This window comes from Candidatus Omnitrophota bacterium (assembly GCA_023819145.1).
GTDB lineage: Bacteria > Omnitrophota > Gorgyraeia > DTHP01 > DTHP01 > JBFWKV01.
Window position 1 is genome coordinate 43,266 of sequence record JAMWCW010000003.1, and the last position, 17,105, is coordinate 60,370.

17 protein-coding genes are annotated in these 17,105 nt (G+C 38.8%); 15 read left to right on the forward strand and 2 right to left on the reverse strand.

What is annotated here, in order from left to right; all coding sequences use genetic code 11:
• From NC818_02340 to phoU, 10 genes are all read left to right on the forward strand, one after another.
• Entirely contained in the window at nucleotides 1-693 is a 693-nt protein-coding gene (locus NC818_02340; protein MCM8783604.1) for a response regulator transcription factor, read from the forward strand.
• Entirely contained in the window at nucleotides 683-2,455 is a 1,773-nt protein-coding gene (locus NC818_02345; protein MCM8783605.1) for a cell wall metabolism sensor histidine kinase WalK, read from the forward strand. The genes NC818_02340 and NC818_02345 overlap by 11 nt, the downstream gene beginning before the upstream one ends.
• Nucleotides 2,456-2,544: 89 nt before the next feature.
• The gene (locus NC818_02350; GenBank protein ID MCM8783606.1) at nucleotides 2,545-2,853 is read left to right on the forward strand and encodes a hypothetical protein; all 309 of its coding nucleotides are present in this window, start codon (nucleotides 2,545-2,547) and stop codon (nucleotides 2,851-2,853) included.
• On the forward strand, nucleotides 2,850-4,112 hold the full coding sequence (locus NC818_02355; GenBank protein MCM8783607.1) for a putative porin: 1,263 nt from the start codon (nucleotides 2,850-2,852) through the stop codon (nucleotides 4,110-4,112). The genes NC818_02350 and NC818_02355 overlap by 4 nt, the downstream gene beginning before the upstream one ends.
• A 17-nt stretch (nucleotides 4,113-4,129) precedes the next feature.
• Nucleotides 4,130-4,942: a phosphate ABC transporter substrate-binding protein gene (locus tag NC818_02360; GenBank protein ID MCM8783608.1), complete on the forward strand. Its 813-nt coding sequence runs from the start codon at nucleotides 4,130-4,132 to the stop codon at nucleotides 4,940-4,942.
• A 6-nt stretch (nucleotides 4,943-4,948) separates the two neighbouring features.
• The gene (gene pstC / locus NC818_02365) at nucleotides 4,949-5,839 is read left to right on the forward strand and encodes a phosphate ABC transporter permease subunit PstC (protein ID MCM8783609.1); all 891 of its coding nucleotides are present in this window, start codon (nucleotides 4,949-4,951) and stop codon (nucleotides 5,837-5,839) included.
• Complete coding sequence (gene pstA / locus NC818_02370) at nucleotides 5,836-6,687, forward strand: phosphate ABC transporter permease PstA (protein MCM8783610.1); 852 nt, start codon at nucleotides 5,836-5,838, stop codon at nucleotides 6,685-6,687. The genes pstC and pstA overlap by 4 nt, the downstream gene beginning before the upstream one ends.
• Nucleotides 6,680-7,435: a phosphate ABC transporter ATP-binding protein PstB gene (gene pstB / locus NC818_02375; GenBank protein ID MCM8783611.1), complete on the forward strand. Its 756-nt coding sequence runs from the start codon at nucleotides 6,680-6,682 to the stop codon at nucleotides 7,433-7,435. Before pstA ends, pstB begins: the two co-directional genes overlap by 8 nt.
• Nucleotides 7,435-7,830 (forward strand): arsenate reductase ArsC, encoded by a 396-nt coding sequence (locus NC818_02380; protein MCM8783612.1) that lies wholly within the window; start codon nucleotides 7,435-7,437, stop codon nucleotides 7,828-7,830. The genes pstB and NC818_02380 overlap by 1 nt, the downstream gene beginning before the upstream one ends.
• A 21-nt stretch (nucleotides 7,831-7,851) precedes the next feature.
• Entirely contained in the window at nucleotides 7,852-8,517 is a 666-nt protein-coding gene (gene phoU, locus NC818_02385; GenBank protein ID MCM8783613.1) for a phosphate signaling complex protein PhoU, read from the forward strand.
• On the opposite strand, the gene lpxB is transcribed toward phoU, so the two are convergent.
• Complete coding sequence (lpxB, locus tag NC818_02390; protein MCM8783614.1) at nucleotides 8,512-9,645, reverse strand: lipid-A-disaccharide synthase; 1,134 nt, start codon at nucleotides 9,643-9,645, stop codon at nucleotides 8,512-8,514. The two genes, phoU and lpxB, sit on opposite strands and share 6 nt — an antisense overlap.
• Entirely contained in the window at nucleotides 9,611-10,558 is a 948-nt protein-coding gene (locus tag NC818_02395) for a Gfo/Idh/MocA family oxidoreductase (protein MCM8783615.1), read from the reverse strand. Before NC818_02395 ends, lpxB begins: the two co-directional genes overlap by 35 nt.
• 397 nt (nucleotides 10,559-10,955) lie before the next feature.
• Between NC818_02395 and NC818_02400 the strand changes: the two genes are divergently transcribed.
• The 5 genes from NC818_02400 (at nucleotide 10,956) to NC818_02420 (ending at nucleotide 17,038) form a co-directional block, all read left to right on the forward strand.
• The gene (locus NC818_02400) at nucleotides 10,956-13,232 is read left to right on the forward strand and encodes a vitamin B12-dependent ribonucleotide reductase (protein ID MCM8783616.1); all 2,277 of its coding nucleotides are present in this window, start codon (nucleotides 10,956-10,958) and stop codon (nucleotides 13,230-13,232) included.
• A gap of 263 nt (nucleotides 13,233-13,495) precedes the next feature.
• A complete protein-coding gene (locus tag NC818_02405) occupies nucleotides 13,496-13,696 on the forward strand; it encodes a hypothetical protein (GenBank protein ID MCM8783617.1) in 201 nt (66 codons plus the stop codon).
• A gap of 41 nt (nucleotides 13,697-13,737) precedes the next feature.
• Nucleotides 13,738-14,385 (forward strand): hypothetical protein, encoded by a 648-nt coding sequence (locus tag NC818_02410; protein MCM8783618.1) that lies wholly within the window; start codon nucleotides 13,738-13,740, stop codon nucleotides 14,383-14,385.
• A 120-nt stretch (nucleotides 14,386-14,505) separates the two neighbouring features.
• Nucleotides 14,506-15,777, forward strand: coding sequence for an alkaline phosphatase family protein (locus tag NC818_02415; GenBank protein MCM8783619.1), 1,272 nt, complete (start codon nucleotides 14,506-14,508; stop codon nucleotides 15,775-15,777).
• A 103-nt stretch (nucleotides 15,778-15,880) separates the two neighbouring features.
• Nucleotides 15,881-17,038: a DUF4912 domain-containing protein gene (locus tag NC818_02420; GenBank protein MCM8783620.1), complete on the forward strand. Its 1,158-nt coding sequence runs from the start codon at nucleotides 15,881-15,883 to the stop codon at nucleotides 17,036-17,038.
• The last annotated feature ends 67 nt before the right edge of the window (nucleotides 17,039-17,105 follow it).

Here is a 17,105-nt window from a genome sequence, read left to right on the forward strand (position 1 = left end):
ATGAAAGAAAGAATTTTAATCATCGAAGATGACAAAAATATTTCTAAACTTATTAAATATAATTTAGAGAAAGAAGGATTTAATTGTTTTACTGCTTTAAAGGCAGAAGAGGCTTTAGAGACCCTGAAGAGATTTGCTATAGATTTAATCATTCTCGACATTATGCTTCCGGATATGGACGGATTTGAGTTGTGTCGTTTGATAAAGGAAGAGAAAAAATTAAAAAGTATTCCTGTTATTATGCTTACCGCTAAGGGCGAAGAAGTTGATAAAGTGGTGGGATTTCAGTTGGGAGCAGACGACTACATGGTTAAACCTTTTAGTCCGCGGGAGTTAATTATGAGGATAAAAGCGGTGTTACGCCGGGGTAAAAAAGAAGAGGATAAAAAAGAAATTCTTCAGAGTGGAAATTTATTAGTGGATATTCCTCGGCACAAAGTTTTTATAAATGATAGAGAAGTTGAGCTTACTGCTTTAGAATTTAAACTCTTAGCTACACTTATGGAAAGGCGCGGTAGGGTCCAATCAAGAGAACTCCTTCTTTCTGATGTCTGGGGTATTTATACCCAAGTAAATACACGCACCGTAGATACACACATAAAACGTTTACGTCAGAAATTAGGAAAACTCGGGAAATTAATTGAAACAGTAATTGGACTTGGTTATCGGTTTAAGGAAGAAGATGAGAATTAATGTCCATTGGAAATTAACTTTTGTTTTTTTCTTTTTAATAACCCTTATACTTTTTATAACTTATTTTTATCTTAATAAAAATCTTAGCGTCTTTTTGGAGAATCGCCTTCAAGATAATTTGAAAAAAGAGTTATTTTTGAGTAAAAAATTAATAGAAACTAATCTTATAGAAAAACAAGAGACCTTAGATTGGGATAGTTTGGCAGATGAGATAGGTAAGCTCTTGGAGTTGAGGGTGACCCTTGTGGATTTAAAAGGGGTTGTTCTGGGAGATTCCGAACTAAATAAGAAAGAGTTGGAAGAAGTAGAAAGTCATCTTAGCCGGCCAGAGATTCAGTCGGCAATTAAAGAGGGATTTGGCCAGAGCAAAAGATTCAGTTCTACGCTTGGCAAGGATATGCTTTATGTAGCTATGCCTTTCGGTAAGCCCGAACCCTACGGCATAGTTAGACTATCGCTACCTGTATTAGAGGTAGAGTTATTAGAGGCCAATTTAAAGAAAATAGTCTTATTATCCATTTTCCTCGTATTTATTTTATCTGCGCTATTTAGTTTTCTCTTAGCCAAAATGGTCTCCCGCCCCATTTTACGTATGTCTAATCTAGCAAAAGAAATAGCCAAAGGTAATTATCCTCACCAACCGCTATTCTATGCACACGATGAGATAGGCGAGTTGGCTAAATCTCTGCAACAGATGTCAGAAGAGATAAGGAATAAGATTGCTTATATCAGTTCCGAGGAGGCAAAATTAAAAACAGTGCTTTCCAGCATAGTTGAAGGTTTAATGGTGATGGATAAAAAGGGAGAGGTAGTTTTGGTTAACGATAGTCTAAGAAAGATGTTTTGTTTAGATGCTCAGATTATGGGAAAAAGGCCGTTGGAGTTAATCCGCAACAATAAAGTTCAGAAAATAACCGACGGTATCTTAAAAGAAGGGCATAGATTTTTGAGTGATGAGATAGAAGTAAATTTTCCTCAAGAGAAAATAGTGCGTATCAATGGAACTCCAATTATAAAAAATGGAGAGATAGAGGGAGTAGTTATTGTTTTTCATGATATTACAGAACTGAAGCGCTTAGAGAAAATAAGACAGGATTTTGTTGCTAACGTATCTCATGAATTGCGCACCCCTTTAACGAGTATAAAGGGATATGCGGAAACGCTTTTAGAGGGTGCGTTGGAAGATAAAAAAAACGCCAAAGAGTTTTTAGAGATTATTTATCGGGACGCAGAACGTCTTTCCCGTCTGATTGACGACCTCTTAGACCTTTCGCGGATAGAATCGGGTAAACTAAAGATGCATTTTTCAAAGGTTGATTTAGCTAAAATTATAAAACACTCGCTAAGAATAATGGATGAGCAATTGAATAATAGAAATATTACTGTTGAATTAAATTTGCCAGAAAATTTATCCCCGGTATTAGCAGATGAGGCAAGAATTACCCAAGTTATGCTTAATCTTTTAGATAATGCTATTAAATATAATGTAGATAGAGGTAAAATAGAGATTTCTGTTCTGGAAAAAGATAATTTTATGGAAGTAAATATTAAGGATACAGGCATCGGCATTCCCGAGAAGGACCTCCTTCGCCTATTTGAAAGATTCTATCGCGTGGATAAGGCACGTTCACGCGAATTAGGCGGAACAGGTCTGGGACTATCTATTGTGAAACATATTGTGCAAGCCCACCAAGGAGAAGTTTTTGCTAAATCGGAATTTGGTAAAGGTTCCACTTTTTCTTTTACCCTTCCCAAAGCATAATTTCCCTTTATTTTAATTTCACTTAAATTTTTCTTTTCCTTAACTTTTCTGTCATATTAGGTTTTTATAATTTCTCCCAAATAGAAAAGATGATAAAAGATATTTTAGTGATATTTTTGGGTCTTTTAATTTTAGGAATAGTTCTTTTTTCTCTACGTTTGGTAAAGGCCAAGAGGAACTATGAGTTTATAACTGATTTGTTCAACCAATTAGATATTGATAATGGAGAAAAAGAGCCAGATAAAGTTCACCAAAAATTCACAAAGATGCAACCGTGTTGTAAAGGCGGTAGTGTAGAATTTCCCAAAAGAAAGGAGGTGAGAGACAAGCAAAAAAGATGGGAATTTAGCTATAAAGCACGCAAATATCTTTTAAACGAAAGGAGGAGAGTGAAATGAAAAAATTTTTCTGGTTGTTAGGAGTTTCAAGTGTAGCCTTTGTTTGGGTAGTTTCTAATTTATTTGCAGGAGAAATTGATATCTTGGTGCAGAAATTGGTGGAAAAAGGGATTTTGACCCCTGGCGAAGCTCAGGAGATTATCGTGGAGACAAAAGAAGAAATCAAAAAAGAGATTGCCATGGGAAAACACGAGACCCTTCCCACTTGGCTCCAGACGATTAAACTAAAGGGTGATTTTCGTGCCCGTTATCAGTTCACCGATAAGAAAGGTCAAGAGGATAGGCACCGGGAAAGAATTAGACTGAGATTAGGTGCGGATGCTATGGTTAATGAACAGATGAAAGTGGCATTAGGTTTGGCTACCATGGGAAAATCAAATGACCCGCGTTCGACCAATGTTACCTTAGGCCAGGGGAGAGATGAAGCCGCGGGCAATCCCGGAACATTTAAGGATATAGGTTTAGACTATGCTTATGCCGAGTATTATCCCTTTAGTTGGCTAACTTTGAGTGCGGGAAAGATTAAAAATGCGCTCTGGGAGCCTTCAGATTTACTCTGGGATACAGATATTAATCCTGATGGAGGAGCAATAAGACTTGGTTATAAAGTCAATTCCGGGGTAGAGTTTTTTATGAATAATATGGTTTATGTTTTGAGCGAATCGTCCTCGGATACCTCTGACCCTTTTATGCTTGCGTTTCAGCCAGGTTTAGACTGGAGAATCAACGATAATCTTAACCTTAAATCTGCTCTTAGCTTCTATTATTTTAATAGTGTTAAGAATAAAACTAAATATACACATCAAGCCACTAACACCTTGGTGGGGAGTATGTACAAATATGACTACAATGTGTGGAGTCCGGCAGTGGAATTAAGAATCAAAGAACCCTTTTGGGGATTTTTTCCTTCCTTAGCTTTTTTTGGAGAATATGTAAACAATCCTGACCCGGAGGATAATAATCAAGGTTACGCGTTTGGATTGAAATTTGGGGCAGAAAGAATCAGGGATAAAGGAGAATGGCAGGTAACTGCTTTGTATACCAAATTAGAGAAAGATTCTTGGTTAGATATTTTCCCGGATTCTGACCGCTATAGCGGGAGGACGCGGATGAAGGGTTATGAGGCAATCTTTTCCTATGGATTAGGTAAGAATACAAGTTTAGGGATAGATTATTATTACACCAAGGATTTGCAAAAAACTGGTAATACTTATGTTCCCGAGCAGCTTTTGCAGATTGATTGGAATCTTAAATTTTAAGGGAAAGGAGGAGAGAAATGAATAAGTTTTTGAAGATTTTATTAATCGGCTTTTTGAGTTTAGCGTGTTCTTCTTTGGTGTATGCCGAAAGAATCGTTTTAGAAGGCTCAACCACCGTGTTACCCATTGCCCAGAAGATTGCCGAGGTTTTTATGCAGAGGAATAAAAACGCCGAAGTTATTGTGCGCGGAGGAGGTTCAGGAGTAGGCATTGCTTCGCTCATCGATGGAAACTGTGATATTGCCAATTCCTCGCGCTCCATAAAAGATACCGAGATTCAAAAAGCAATGAGCCGGAAAGTAGAGCCTAAAGCCCACGTCATTGCTATGGATGGAATTGCGGTGGTGGTGCATCCTTCTAACCCCATTAAAGGTTTGAGCAAAAAACAGATAAAGGATATTTATACGGGAAAAATTTCTGATTGGTCACTCTTAGGCGGAGAAAAGGGTAAAATTGTAGTAATTTCGCGGGATACTGCAAGTGGAACTTATGAAGCTTTTAATGAACTTGCTTTGAGCAAAGCGAAAGTAAGGCGGGATGCTTTGATGCAAGCCTCAAATCAGGCAGTTGCCTCTACCGTTGCTAAAACGCCTCAGGCAATAGGCTATGTTGGTCTGGCTTATCTCTCCGATAGCGTGAAAGCAATTGAAGTGGAGGGAGTTCCGCCAAAAAAAGAAACTGTACTTGCCAATAAATATCCTATTTCTCGACCGTTGTTTATGTACACCAACGGTACTCCGCGGGGTTTGGTGAAGGAGTTTATTGATTTTATTAAAAGTCCTGTAGGGCAGAAGTTGGTAGAAGAGATAGGATATGTGGGTCTAAAATAGGTTAGCATGATAGTAGGATTGATAAAAGAAAAGGTTTATTGCTGGTTATTTAGAATCTTGGCTTTTTCCTCGCTTTTTTTCTTGACAGGAATAGCCACCGTGATATTTATCGAGGGGATACCGGTATTTAAGGAAGTTTCTTGGTTAAATTTTATTTTTGGTAAAGAGTGGTATCCTACCTATGAACCCCCGGAATTTGGAATTTTGCCCCTTATCCTGGGTTCATTCTGGGTGACTATCGGTGCTCTTTTTATTTGTGTTCCTTTAGGTATAGGGAGTGCTTTGTATATCAATGAACTTGCTAATCCTCTTCAGAGGGCAATCTTGAAGCCCTTGGTAGAAATTTTAGCCGGTATTCCCTCGGTAGTTTACGGATTTTTTGGCATGGTGATACTTAGCCCTTTTCTGCAAAGGTTCTTTAAGCTCCCGGTGGGGTTGTGTGCTCTTAATGCCAGCATCATCTTGGGGATAATGGCGACTCCGTTTATCTGTAGTATTGCTGAGGATGCCTTAAGCTTTGTTCCCCGGTCTTTTCGTGAAGCCTCTTTTTCTTTGGGAGCTAATCGTTGGCAGACTTTAACGAAAGTAGTAATTCCTTCTGCGGGTTCCGGGCTTTCTACCGCGGTAATCTTGGGTATGAGTAGGGCAATTGGAGAAACGATGACCGTGCTTATGGTTGCGGGGGGTGCAGCAGTAATTCCCAAATCTTTTTTTGACCCCGTGAGGCCAATGACCGCTACCATTGCAGCAGAAATGGGCGAAGCTCCCATGGGAAGCGCCCATTATCATTCACTTTTTGCCATTGCTATCTTTTTGTTTTTGATTACTTTTGTCTTTAATATTTTAGCCGAAATTGTAAGTAAGAGATTTAGAATAAAATTAGGTTTGGCAGGATGAAAAAACAAATTGTGCAAAAATTAGGATTTTCTCTTATTTTTTTATGTATGCTCATCACTTTGTTTTTTCTATTTCTAATCATCTATTTTATTACCACAAGAGGTATAAAAGTAATTTCTTGGGAATTTCTTACTGCTCTCCCCCACGAAGAGATGACGAAAGGGGGCATTGCTCCTGCTATTTTGGGAACTTTTTACCTTACTCTGGGAGCAATTCTTGTCTCTTTGCCTCTGGGTATAGCTTGTGCTATTTATCTTTGCGAATATACCCCCCAGGGTTTTTTATTAAATATTATTCGGATGAGCATCAATAATCTTGCCGGAGTTCCTTCGGTGGTTTTTGGGCTGTTTGGTTTAGCAATTTTTGTAAAATTTTTTGGTTTTGGAGTTTCTATCATTTCTGGTAGTTTAACCTTAGGAATTTTAATCCTTCCTTTAATTATTTCTGCGGTTCAGGAAGCGCTTATGGCGGTGCCGGTTTCTTTGAGAGAGGCTTCTTTTGCTTTGGGAGCAACTAAATGGCAGACGATTAAAAAAGCCGTTCTGCCCAACGCTTTATCCGGTATTCTTACGGGAACAATTTTAAGTATTGGAAGGGCCGCGGGAGAGACCGCCCCCATAATTTTTACAGCGGTTGCTTTTTATACTAAGGGCTATCCCAAATCTTTATTTTCAGAAGTGATGGCCCTTCCTTATCATATCTACGCTTTAATGACAGAAGGAATATATCCGGAGGCACAAACCTCTATTGCTTACGGTTGTAGTCTAATTCTTTTATTTTTGGTTTTGTCGCTTTCTTCCGTAGCAATTCTGATTAGGCAGAGAAGAAGGAGTTTGCATTATGGATAAAGTTATAAGAATTAGAACCGAGGGTGTAAATTTCTTTTATGGAGAGAAACGGGTTCTTAACGATATCAATATGGACATTTTTGCTAATAAAGTTACCGCTATTATCGGACCTTCCGGTTGTGGTAAATCTACATTTATTCGACTTCTTAATCGGATGAATGAACTTATTCCCCATACGCGTTTTGAGGGGAAAATTGAACTCGATGGAAGAAGTATTCATAATGTAGATGTGGTAGAAGTTAGAAGAAAAATAGGGATGGTTTTCCAGAAACCTAATCCTTTTCCAAAGTCCATTTTTCATAACATAAGTTATGGGTTAGAGATAAATGGCATAAGCGATAAAGCGCTTATGGAGCAAAAGGTAATGCTTGCGCTTAAGAAAGCGTTTCTCTGGGAAGAAGTGAAGGATAGGTTAAAGGAAAATGCTTTAAAACTTTCAGGAGGCCAGCAACAACGGCTCTGCATTGCCCGTGCCTTGGTAGTAGAACCAGAAGTAATTCTTTTTGATGAACCTTGCGCCAGCCTTGACCCCATTTCTACTGCCAAGATAGAAGAGTTGATTTTGGAACTCAAAAAGGATTATACTATAATAATTGTTACCCATAATATGCAACAAGCAGCACGTGTTTCCGATTACACTGGATTTTTCTTGCTGGGAGAGTTAGTTGAGTTTGGAGAGACAGAAGATATTTTTAAAGCGCCACGAGATAAAAAGACAGAGGACTACATTACCGGTAGGTTTGGTTAATGGATAAGAAGAAAATTCTCTTTGTCTGTGTCGAGAATTCCTGTCGTAGTCAGATTGCAGAAGGTTTTGCCAATCATTTAGGAAAAGATAAGTTGGTAGCTTATAGTGCGGGCTCAAAACCTGCTTATACCATAGAACCAAAGGCGGTAACAGTGATGCGAGAACTGGGTATAGATATTTCTCAACAAAATTCAAAGGGTTTTAACGACCTCACAGTTAAAAACTTCGACTATGCAATCACCTTGGGTTGTAAAGATATCTGTCCCTTTGTTCCGGCAGAAAAACACATCCACTGGGACATTGAAGACCCTAAGGGAAAAAGTATAGAATTTTTCCGAAAAGTGCGTGATGAGCTTAAGCAAAAGATAGAAGATTTAATTAAAAATTTAGCTTAATTTATTAGAGAAAGGATAGAAATGGAAAGACATTTGGACAACGAGTTAAAAGAATTAACAAAAAAACTTTTAGAGATGGCGGGGCTTGTAGAAGAATCGATTTATAAAGCTATTGATTCTTTGAAAACGCAGAATAAAGATAAGGCAGAAGAGATAATAAACAACGACAAGAATATCGATGAACTGGAACTTGTTATTGAGGATAAATGTTTAAGCTTACTCTCGCTTTTTCAGCCCCAGGCAAGCGATTTAAGATTTATTACCAATGCCACAAAGATAAATGCGGAATTGGAACGCATTGCGGATTTATCAGTAGACATTGCTCAACGGGTTATAGAGTTGGTGGATAAGCCTTTGATTAAGCCGCTTGTGGATATTCCTAAATTAGCAGAAGTTGCTCAGAAGATGGTTAAGGAAGCAATAGACGCTTTTGTAAATCGCGATGAAGAGCTGGCTAAAAAAGTAGTACTTTCTGACCGCGAAGCGGATTCTTTGCGCAACCTTGTGCACCGCGAGTTGGTTTATGACTATATAGTAAAGGATGGAACTACCGCTCCTCGTGCTGTTCCTCTTTTGTTAGTTGCTCGGCACTTAGAACGGATATGCGACCATGCTACCAATATTGCTGAAGATGTAATTTATATGGTTTCTGCTAAAGTAGTTAAGCACCATCCTGAGAAATTATAACATCATCTCTAAGATTATTTTTGCTGCTTGCTCTACTGCTCCGGATGTTCCCAGCCTGTTTTTAACCATCCTTAATTTTTCTTTCATTTTTTTTAGTTCTTCAGGGTTATTTAAGATTTCCATTACTTTTTGGGAGATTTTCTCTGGCTTTGTTTTATGTTGAATAAATTCAGGAACTATCCTTTCTCCCGCAACAATATTTACCATTCCAATATAAGGGATTCTTATCTGTGGTCTAATTATAAGCCATGTTAAAAAAGATGTTTTGTAAATGACAAACATTGGTTTTTCTAAAATAGCGGTTTCTAAAGTGGCAGTTCCTGAGGAGACAAGAACAAAATCTGCCAGTTCAATACAGTCGTAACTATTTTTTATAATTTTAATGTTAAACGCACAATGTTTAAGGTGAGGATAAAAGAGATTTTCCGGAAGGTTTGATGATTGGGAAAGGGCGAATTGAATATTAGGGAATTTCTTAGAAATTAATTTTGCAGTTTTTAACAATATTGGTAAATGTCTTTTAACCTCTATTTCCCTTGAACCGGGAAGTAAAGAAATGATTCTTTTTGAGGGGTCAAATTTATATTTTTCCAACAGTTCGCTCTTTTTCTCTATGGGTTTGACAATGTCCAATAACGGATGACCTACAAATACGGCATCGATGTTATGAGCCTTGTAGAGGTTTTCTTCAAATTTAAAGATTACAATCATTTTATCTACCAATTTTTTTATCAATTTAATTCTATTTTTTCCCCAAGCCCAGACCTGAGGCGAGATGTAATAAGCCAATTTAATGTTTCTTTTTTTTACCTCTTTTGCAAAGCGGAGGTTAAATCCTGGATAATCAATGAGTATAACCAAATCGGGTTTTGTTTCATCAAGTTTTCTCACCAGAAGATTGAAAATTTCTTTAATTTTTCTAAGATTCTTAAGCACTTCCCAAAACCCCACAACTGCTAAATCTAAAAAATTATAAAAAATTTCTACACCTTGGGATTTCATCAATAGTCCCCCCGCACCGCAGATTCTTATCTTTGGGTCTATTTCTTTTATGGCTTTGGCCAAGCTTGCTCCGTGGAGGTCTCCTGAAGACTCACCGGCAACGATGAAAATTGTTTTTTCGCTCATTTTCTTTAATCTTCTCAAGAATCTGAAAAGCAAGTTTTAAGGCAAGATAGGCTTCTTCTCCGGAGACAATAGGATTTGATTTCTTATGCAGGCAATTTATGAAAGAAGTTATTTCTGCTTTTAAAGGTTCTTCTTTTTTTACAGAAAGTAAGCGAGACACAATTCTTTTCTTCTCTTTACGATAAACCATTACCTCCTGCTTGAAGTAATCTAAGGAGATATAAGCACTCTCTTTGAAAATACGTATCTTACGCATTATCTCATCGGAAACACGGCTGGCAGTAAGATTACAGATTGTTCCGTCAGTAAATTTAATTCTTGCGTTGGCAATGTCTTCATATTTAGTAAGAATTTTTACTCCCATCGCATCGATTGTTTCGATACTTGCTTTAACTAAAGTGAGGATGATATCGATATCATGAATCATTAAATCTAAGACTACGCCCACATCTTTTATGCGTGGACTAAATTTGCCTAAGCGATGGCACTCAATAAACCGCGGTTTCCCCGGCAGTTTCATTATAGTTTGGATTGCTGGGTTAAAACGTTCAATATGACCTACCTGGAGAATGCATTTTTTTTCTTTAGCAATTTTAAGAAGCTCTTCTGCTTCTTTTATATCTGCCGTAAGCGGTTTTTCTATGAGACAATGGACGCCATTTCTCAAAAAATCTTTCCCAATAGCATAATGGATAGTGGTAGGAACAGCAATGCTTACTGCTTCCACCAGAGGGATTATTTTATGGTATTGGGGATAATAGTTTGTTTTTAATAATCGGGCAAGTTTTTTCGCCTTTTCTGGGTTTATATCACATACGCCTACCAATTCTACATTCTTCATCTCAGAATATACCCGCGCATGGATAGAACCCAGTTTCCCTACTCCAATAACCGCAACTTTTATCTTATGCATAATGGATAAAATTTTTTATATTATACTACAAACATTTGGATGAATAAAGTCATTTTATCTTAAGTTGGAATGAGATTATTTATTAGAGATATAATTTCTATTTTCCTAAGATTGAGCTTGACAGAATGTTTTTTTCTTTTCTATAATAAATTTGCTTTTAAAGCGGAAGGAATTTTAGAGTAAACTGTATTTATAGTTTTAATAACCGTTTTTTAAAATAGTTTTTGCTGAAGTAAATCTTTTTCTAATCCTTCCGCCATTTTTACCTCCAAACACAAATTGTCGTGCATTGGTAAGTTGATTAATACAAAATGTTGTGTTTTTTCTTGACAGTTTTTTTGATGTCTGTTATGATTTCCCTATAGTTTTTTCGCAAAATGAATAAAGGAGATGAAAAATGGAATATCCTGAGCCAAAACTGAGCGAAAATGCACTGAAGGTTTTAGAGAAGCGCTATCTCTCAAAGAACGAGGAAGGCAAGGTTGTGGAAACGCCGCGTGAAATGTTTATCCGTGTGGCTAAATATATTGCCTCGGCAGATAGATTGTATGGGAAATCTATAGAAGATACGGATAATCTCTCCGCAAAATTTTATGAAGTAATGGCTGAAGGTGAATTTATGCCCAATTCTCCCACTTTGATGAATGCTGGAAAGGAGCTTGGGCAACTTTCTGCCTGTTTTGTGCTTCCTGTAGAAGATTCTATGGAGAGTATTTTTGGAGCAGTGAAGTCAACGGCTTTAATCCACAAGACAGGCGGAGGCACGGGTTTTGATTTCTCAAAACTCCGTCCGAAGAATAGTCCGGTGAGGACAACCGGAGGAGTTTCTTCAGGGCCTGTTTCTTTTATGAAAGTATTTAATGCTGCTACGCAGGCGATTAAGCAGGGTGGAACACGTCGGGGAGCAAATATGGGAATTTTAAGAGTTGACCATCCGGATATTTTGGAGTTTATTACCTGTAAACAGGAAGATAAAGAAATTACCAACTTTAACATCTCCATTGCGCTCACCGAAGATTTTATGGATAAAGTAAAGAATAGTGAAGAGTATGATTTGGTTGACCCGCGTACCGGCAAAATGGTAAAGAAACTTCCGGCGCGCGAGGTCTTTGAGCTGATTGTTAAACAGGCCTGGAAAAATGGTGAACCAGGAATCATTTTTATTGACAGAATGAACAAAGACAATCCCACTCCCCATTTAGGAAAGATTGAATCAACAAATCCCTGCGGAGAACAGCCCCTTCTTCCTTACGAAAGTTGCAATTTAGGAAGCATCAATTTAGCAAAGATGCTGAGGTTGGGTGAGGGGAAAACTGAAGTTGACTGGGAAAAATTACGTACCGTTGCCCATGTGGCGGTACATTTTTTGGATAATGTCATTGATATGAATAGATTTCCTTTACAGGAGATTGAAGAGCGGACAAAACTTACCCGAAAAATTGGTTTAGGAGTGATGGGTTGGGCAGACATGCTTGTAGAATTGGGAATTCCCTATAATTCGGAAGAAGCCCTTACTCTTGCAGATAAAATAATGGGTTTTGTTTTAGAGGAAGCGGAGCATAAATCGCAGCAATTGGCAGAGGAGCGGGGGGTGTTTCCTGCTTTTGAGGGGAGTAGAATTGCCCAACAGGGAAAAAGATTACGTAACGCCACGCTTACTACCATCGCCCCTACAGGAACTATCAGTATCATCGCAGGAGCCTCAAGTGGGATAGAACCACTTTTTGCCCTCGCCTACACCAGGCACGTTATGGATAATGATAAATTGGTAGAAATAAATCCTTATTTTGAAAAAGTCGCCCGCGAAAAAGGTTTTTATTCCCGAGAACTAATGGAAAAAATTGCGGAAAAAGGTTCTTGTCAGGATATACCGGAGATTCCCGATGATGTGAGGAAGGTTTTTGTTACTGCTCACGATATTTCTCCCGAGTGGCATATCCGCATGCAGGCAGTATTTCAAAAATACACGCATAATGCAGTTTCTAAGACGGTAAATTTCCCTCATCAGGCCACAGTTGAGGATGTTAAAAAAGTTTATCTTCTGGCATATCAATTAGGATGTAAAGGAGTAACTATTTATCGCGATAAAAGTAGAGAGGAACAGGTTTTAAATATCGCTTCTTCAAAATCGGAAAAACAGGGAAATTCTAAAGAACAAGAAGAACGTTTTACCCCTCGCCCCCGTCCGGAGGTAATGCGTGGAAGCACTACCAAGATTAATACCGGTTGCGGCAATCTTTACATTACCATCAACGAAGATGAAGAAAAACATCCTTTTGAGGTATTTATGCAGATGGGAAAAGCAGGAGGTTGTGCTGCTTCGCAACTGGAGGCGATTGGGAGATTGGTTTCTCTGGCACTTCGTTCGGGAATAGACCCGGTACCAATTATTGAACAGTTAAGGGGAATCAGGTGTCCCTCTCCTTCTTGGGAGAGTGGAGGAACACGTATCTTCTCTTGCGGAGATGCTATTGCCCGAGTTTTGGAACGGCGATTGGCACAGATGAAAAAATCTTCTCCAGAGATAAAAGTGAAAGTTCTTCATTCCGTTGAAGAAAATAATGTTTATTCGAGAAGGGTTAATATTGTGGGTGTTTGTCCTGACTGCGGCGAGCCACTAAAGCACGAAGAGGGTTGTGCCAAATGTGAAGCCTGTGGATATGCAAAGTGCTAAAGTTTCGTTAATAAGCGAAACATAACCCCAGAGGAAGGGGAGAGATATTTTTTTATTTTTGGTTCTTTTGGTCTTTTAAAAAATTTTTATTAACCCCCCCCTTGACAATTTAGGAAAAGTATGCTATAATTAGCTTGGAAGTTTTAAAAAGGGAGCCGGCCTAAGAGTAATTCCGGTGCAAGGTAGCCGGGGTATTATACGGTTATCCCGGCGAAGGAGATAGATGTGCAGAGAAACAAGTTTAACCAAAAAGGAGGTGTAAGATGAAGAAGGGAATTTTGATTTTGGCGGTGATTTTGGTAACGAGTTTGATGGTTGGTTCAGTCCACGGTGTCACCCCTAATAATGATAAGAAAGAAATTGGTGTTCTGCCACCATATGATCCAAAGGCAATAGAAAGAGGATTAGATAGTATTAGGAATAAACAACTTTTCAACTTTATCTTGATTCACCAGATAATATAACAAGAGTATTAGAATTATTAGCATTATTTAAGGAAAAATTTGTGCCACCGAATCAAAAACAAGCTTATTTCTATTTAAATCATTTAGAGGAGCCCCCAACAGATTACAAAATATATGAAAAACTGGAGCAGAAATCACTACTGACAGAACAATTTATACAAGAACTAATAAAAGCGTTTGAAAAATTTGTGCCACCGAATCAAAAACAAGCTTATTTCTATTTAAATCATTTAGAGGAGCCCCCAACTAAAGCCGATGTTCTAGATTTTTTAAAAGGTTTAGGAGGATTTGATCAAGCCAGTGAGTCGGCAATCAAAAGTTTTATAGCAGACTTAGAGAATGGTAAGGTAGTACTGGGAGATGTTATACTTACTGGCCATCTTGATCGCCCAGACACAACCGCCGGCGGTGATTTTACCGGGAGTTTTCCCGTATCGACCCTCACTTTGACCATTAATGTGAGTCCAGTTGGGCTCGATGTTCCCGGTGGCAAACTTGAGATAACATTCGGTAGCCACGGAATGGATGGAAAAATTTCCGAGGGAGTATATGGTCTTTTGGCATCGGCTCCTAAAGGGCAAATATGGGTTTCTCCTGTATTATTAGCTCTTGTAGGGGAAGGGATAAAGAGTGCACAAGATTCTCGTCGCGCTACCTATACCACGGTACCAATGGGAACAAACGAATAGTATTTTACCTTAACTAATTTCCCATCGACCCCCGGAATTTATTTAGCGCAGGTTCCGGGGGTTTTTTATTTGCCAACTTCTCTTTTATTTGGTATAATATTTTCATAAAATAATCTAAGGATGAGAAAGATTCTTTACATTGTTTTAGATGGTTTAGGCGACCGGCCACATCCAAATTTTGGGGACCAGACTCCTTTGGAGTCAGCAGCTATTCCTTACCTTAATCGGCTGGTAGAAGCAGGGCAGTCAGGTTTGGTTTATACGGTGGGGAAGAACATTGCTCCTGAATCTGATGTGGCGGTAATTAGTATATTGGGTTATGATGCGCATAAATATTATACCGGTCGTGGTCCCTTAGAGTGTTTTGCCGAAGGTTTAAAAGTAAAGGATGGAGATTTGGCTTATCGCGTCAATTTTGCGACACTGGGGGAGAAAAGAGAGATAATTGACCGGCGAGTAGGGAGAAACCTTACTACTCCGGAAGCTACTCTTTTGGCAAAAGAGATAAATGAAAAAGTAAAACTCAGGGAAGCCGAGTTTGTTTTCAAAAATACCATTGGGCACCGCGGGGTACTACTTATCCGCTCTAAAAAAGGGAAATTGTCCGCCAAAGTTACCAACACTGACCCCGCCTATGGTAAAGAAGGAGTTTTTGGGGTTGCAAAAGAAGAATTTGAGAACTTTGTACAGAAATGCCTTCCCGAAGATTCTACCCAAGAGGCAAAATTAGCAGCAGAACTTACTAATGAGTTTATGGAGAAAAGTCAGGAGGTTCTTGCTAAATCAGAGATAAATAGGAAGAGAGTAAAGGAAAATAAGCTACCTGCCAATGTAATTTTAACCCGGGATGCTGGAGATAAACTGCCAAAATTTCCCTCCCTAAAAGAGAAATTTGGGATAAATTTTGGTTGTTTTGTGGAGATGCCTGTAGAGAAGGGAATTGCTTTGCTTACGGGAATGGAGATTATAGATTTGCCTCTTCCTACTGGAGATCTAAAGAACGATTATACTCTACGTGCTTCTCGGACTTTAGAAGCGATTAATAAATTTGATGGCCTCTATATCCATCTCAAGGGTCCCGATGAACCCGCCCATGATGGGAATTTTCTTAAGAAGAAGGAAATCATTGAAGCGATAGATCGATTTTTCTTTGGAAGGCTATTAACCTCCCTTGAACTTAAGGATTGTGTTATCGCGGTTACTGCTGACCATTCCACGCCCTGTATCCTTAAAGCGCATTCCGCTGACCCCGTACCGCTAGTTATCTCAGGTGGAAATATCCCAAGCGATGAAGTAAAGTTGTTTTCAGAGAATCAGGCTCGAAACGGAGCATTGGGAGAGTTGGAGGGAAGGGAGGTTCTTTCCAAGATTATAGAGTTTGCTTCTCGTTAATTTTTTTTCTTGCCATTTACCTTATTTTTAAGATAGAATTATAAAATAAAATAATAATTTTAGAGAGCAGAGTTTTTAATTCTGCAAACCCCGGAGGTGAATGATGGAAAAGAAAGATTTGGCTAAATTTACAAAAGAAGAACTTCTGGAACTGGCCAAGAAACTGAAAATTGTTGGCAGGTATGCGTATACTAAAGATGAGTTGATGGATAAGATTGTTAAAAGATATAAAACTCTGAATAAAAATAAGGCTAAACCTGCCCCTGAGAGGAAACTGCCACGGATAATTGAGAAAGTAAAAAAGGTTATTACTCGGGGAAGGAAGAAGAAAGAAGTTAGCCCTGTTGTTTTAGGAGAAAAAAGAGTAGAAGAAAGGGCCCCCCGGCCATATTGGGAGGCACCGGTAGAACCTGCTCAAACAGTTCCTCAGCCACAAAAGGAAGAAATTTCTGTAGCCGTTGCCCCTGCGCGAGAGGAAATGTTTACCTTCCCTCGTGCATATGGTGATACTAAAATTGTTCTTTTAGTACGCGACCCTTGGTGGTTACATGCCTACTGGGAGATCAATAGGGAAAAAGAGGAAGAACTGAGGAAGAAATTGGGAGATTTATATGCTCGTTCAAAATACCTTTTAAGAGTTTATGATATTACGGATATTATTTTTGATGGGACAAATGCCCACTCCTATTTTGATATTGAGATTAATGGTGGAGCAGACAACTGGTATATTGAAGTGGGGAAACCCAATCGTTCCTGGTGTGTAGATTTGGGATTGTTGACTCCCGACAAAAAATTCTTCTTAGTCTGTCGTTCCAACGTAGTGCGCACCCCCCGTTTTGGAATGTCGGAGATTACCGATGAAGAATGGATGAGTCTGGAAGAGGATTATTGGAAGTTATTTGGGGTAGCCGGCGGGTTTGGTTTAGGTAGTTCGCCTGTTCAGGCAAAGCGTGCCTTTAAACGTCGTTTCAAAGAAGACATTTCTTCGGGTGCTCCCTGGAGTCTTTTTAGTCTGCTGGAGAAAGAGAAGGAACGCAAATTCTGGTTGGTAGTGAATACCGAGTTGATTGTCTATGGAGCAACCGAGCCCGATGCCAAGGTTACAGTGCAGGGGAAGCTAATTAAACTGCGCAATGATGGGACATTTACTCTGCGTTTTGCTTTGCCCGATGGAATGCAATACATCCCGGTAGAAGCAGTTTCTTCTGATGGAGTAGACAAGCGGAAAGTTACTCCGGTAGTTTCCCGTCGCACCGAATAGAAGAAAGCAAACTCAAATTGCAAAAATCAAAAAAGTAAGAGGATTCTTGTTTTTCAAAAATTTACCA

Bases quoted from the DNA above. Each gene is read 5' to 3' on its own strand.
- NC818_02340 (MCM8783604.1), top strand. From the start codon at position 1: ATGAAAGAAAGAATTTTAATCATCGAAGATGACAAAAATATTTCTAAA.
- NC818_02345 (MCM8783605.1), top strand. From the start codon at position 683: ATGAGAATTAATGTCCATTGGAAATTAACTTTTGTTTTTTTCTTTTTA.
- NC818_02350 (MCM8783606.1), top strand. From the start codon at position 2,545: ATGATAAAAGATATTTTAGTGATATTTTTGGGTCTTTTAATTTTAGGA.
- NC818_02355 (MCM8783607.1), top strand. From the start codon at position 2,850: ATGAAAAAATTTTTCTGGTTGTTAGGAGTTTCAAGTGTAGCCTTTGTT.
- NC818_02360 (MCM8783608.1), top strand. From the start codon at position 4,130: ATGAATAAGTTTTTGAAGATTTTATTAATCGGCTTTTTGAGTTTAGCG.
- pstC (MCM8783609.1), top strand. From the start codon at position 4,949: ATGATAGTAGGATTGATAAAAGAAAAGGTTTATTGCTGGTTATTTAGA.
- pstA (MCM8783610.1), top strand. From the start codon at position 5,836: ATGAAAAAACAAATTGTGCAAAAATTAGGATTTTCTCTTATTTTTTTA.
- pstB (MCM8783611.1), top strand. From the start codon at position 6,680: ATGGATAAAGTTATAAGAATTAGAACCGAGGGTGTAAATTTCTTTTAT.
- NC818_02380 (MCM8783612.1), top strand. From the start codon at position 7,435: ATGGATAAGAAGAAAATTCTCTTTGTCTGTGTCGAGAATTCCTGTCGT.
- phoU (MCM8783613.1), top strand. From the start codon at position 7,852: ATGGAAAGACATTTGGACAACGAGTTAAAAGAATTAACAAAAAAACTT.
- lpxB (MCM8783614.1), bottom strand. From the start codon at position 9,645: ATGAGCGAAAAAACAATTTTCATCGTTGCCGGTGAGTCTTCAGGAGAC.
- NC818_02395 (MCM8783615.1), bottom strand. From the start codon at position 10,558: ATGCATAAGATAAAAGTTGCGGTTATTGGAGTAGGGAAACTGGGTTCT.
- NC818_02400 (MCM8783616.1), top strand. From the start codon at position 10,956: ATGGAATATCCTGAGCCAAAACTGAGCGAAAATGCACTGAAGGTTTTA.
- NC818_02405 (MCM8783617.1), top strand. From the start codon at position 13,496: ATGAAGAAGGGAATTTTGATTTTGGCGGTGATTTTGGTAACGAGTTTG.
- NC818_02415 (MCM8783619.1), top strand. From the start codon at position 14,506: ATGAGAAAGATTCTTTACATTGTTTTAGATGGTTTAGGCGACCGGCCA.
- NC818_02420 (MCM8783620.1), top strand. From the start codon at position 15,881: ATGGAAAAGAAAGATTTGGCTAAATTTACAAAAGAAGAACTTCTGGAA.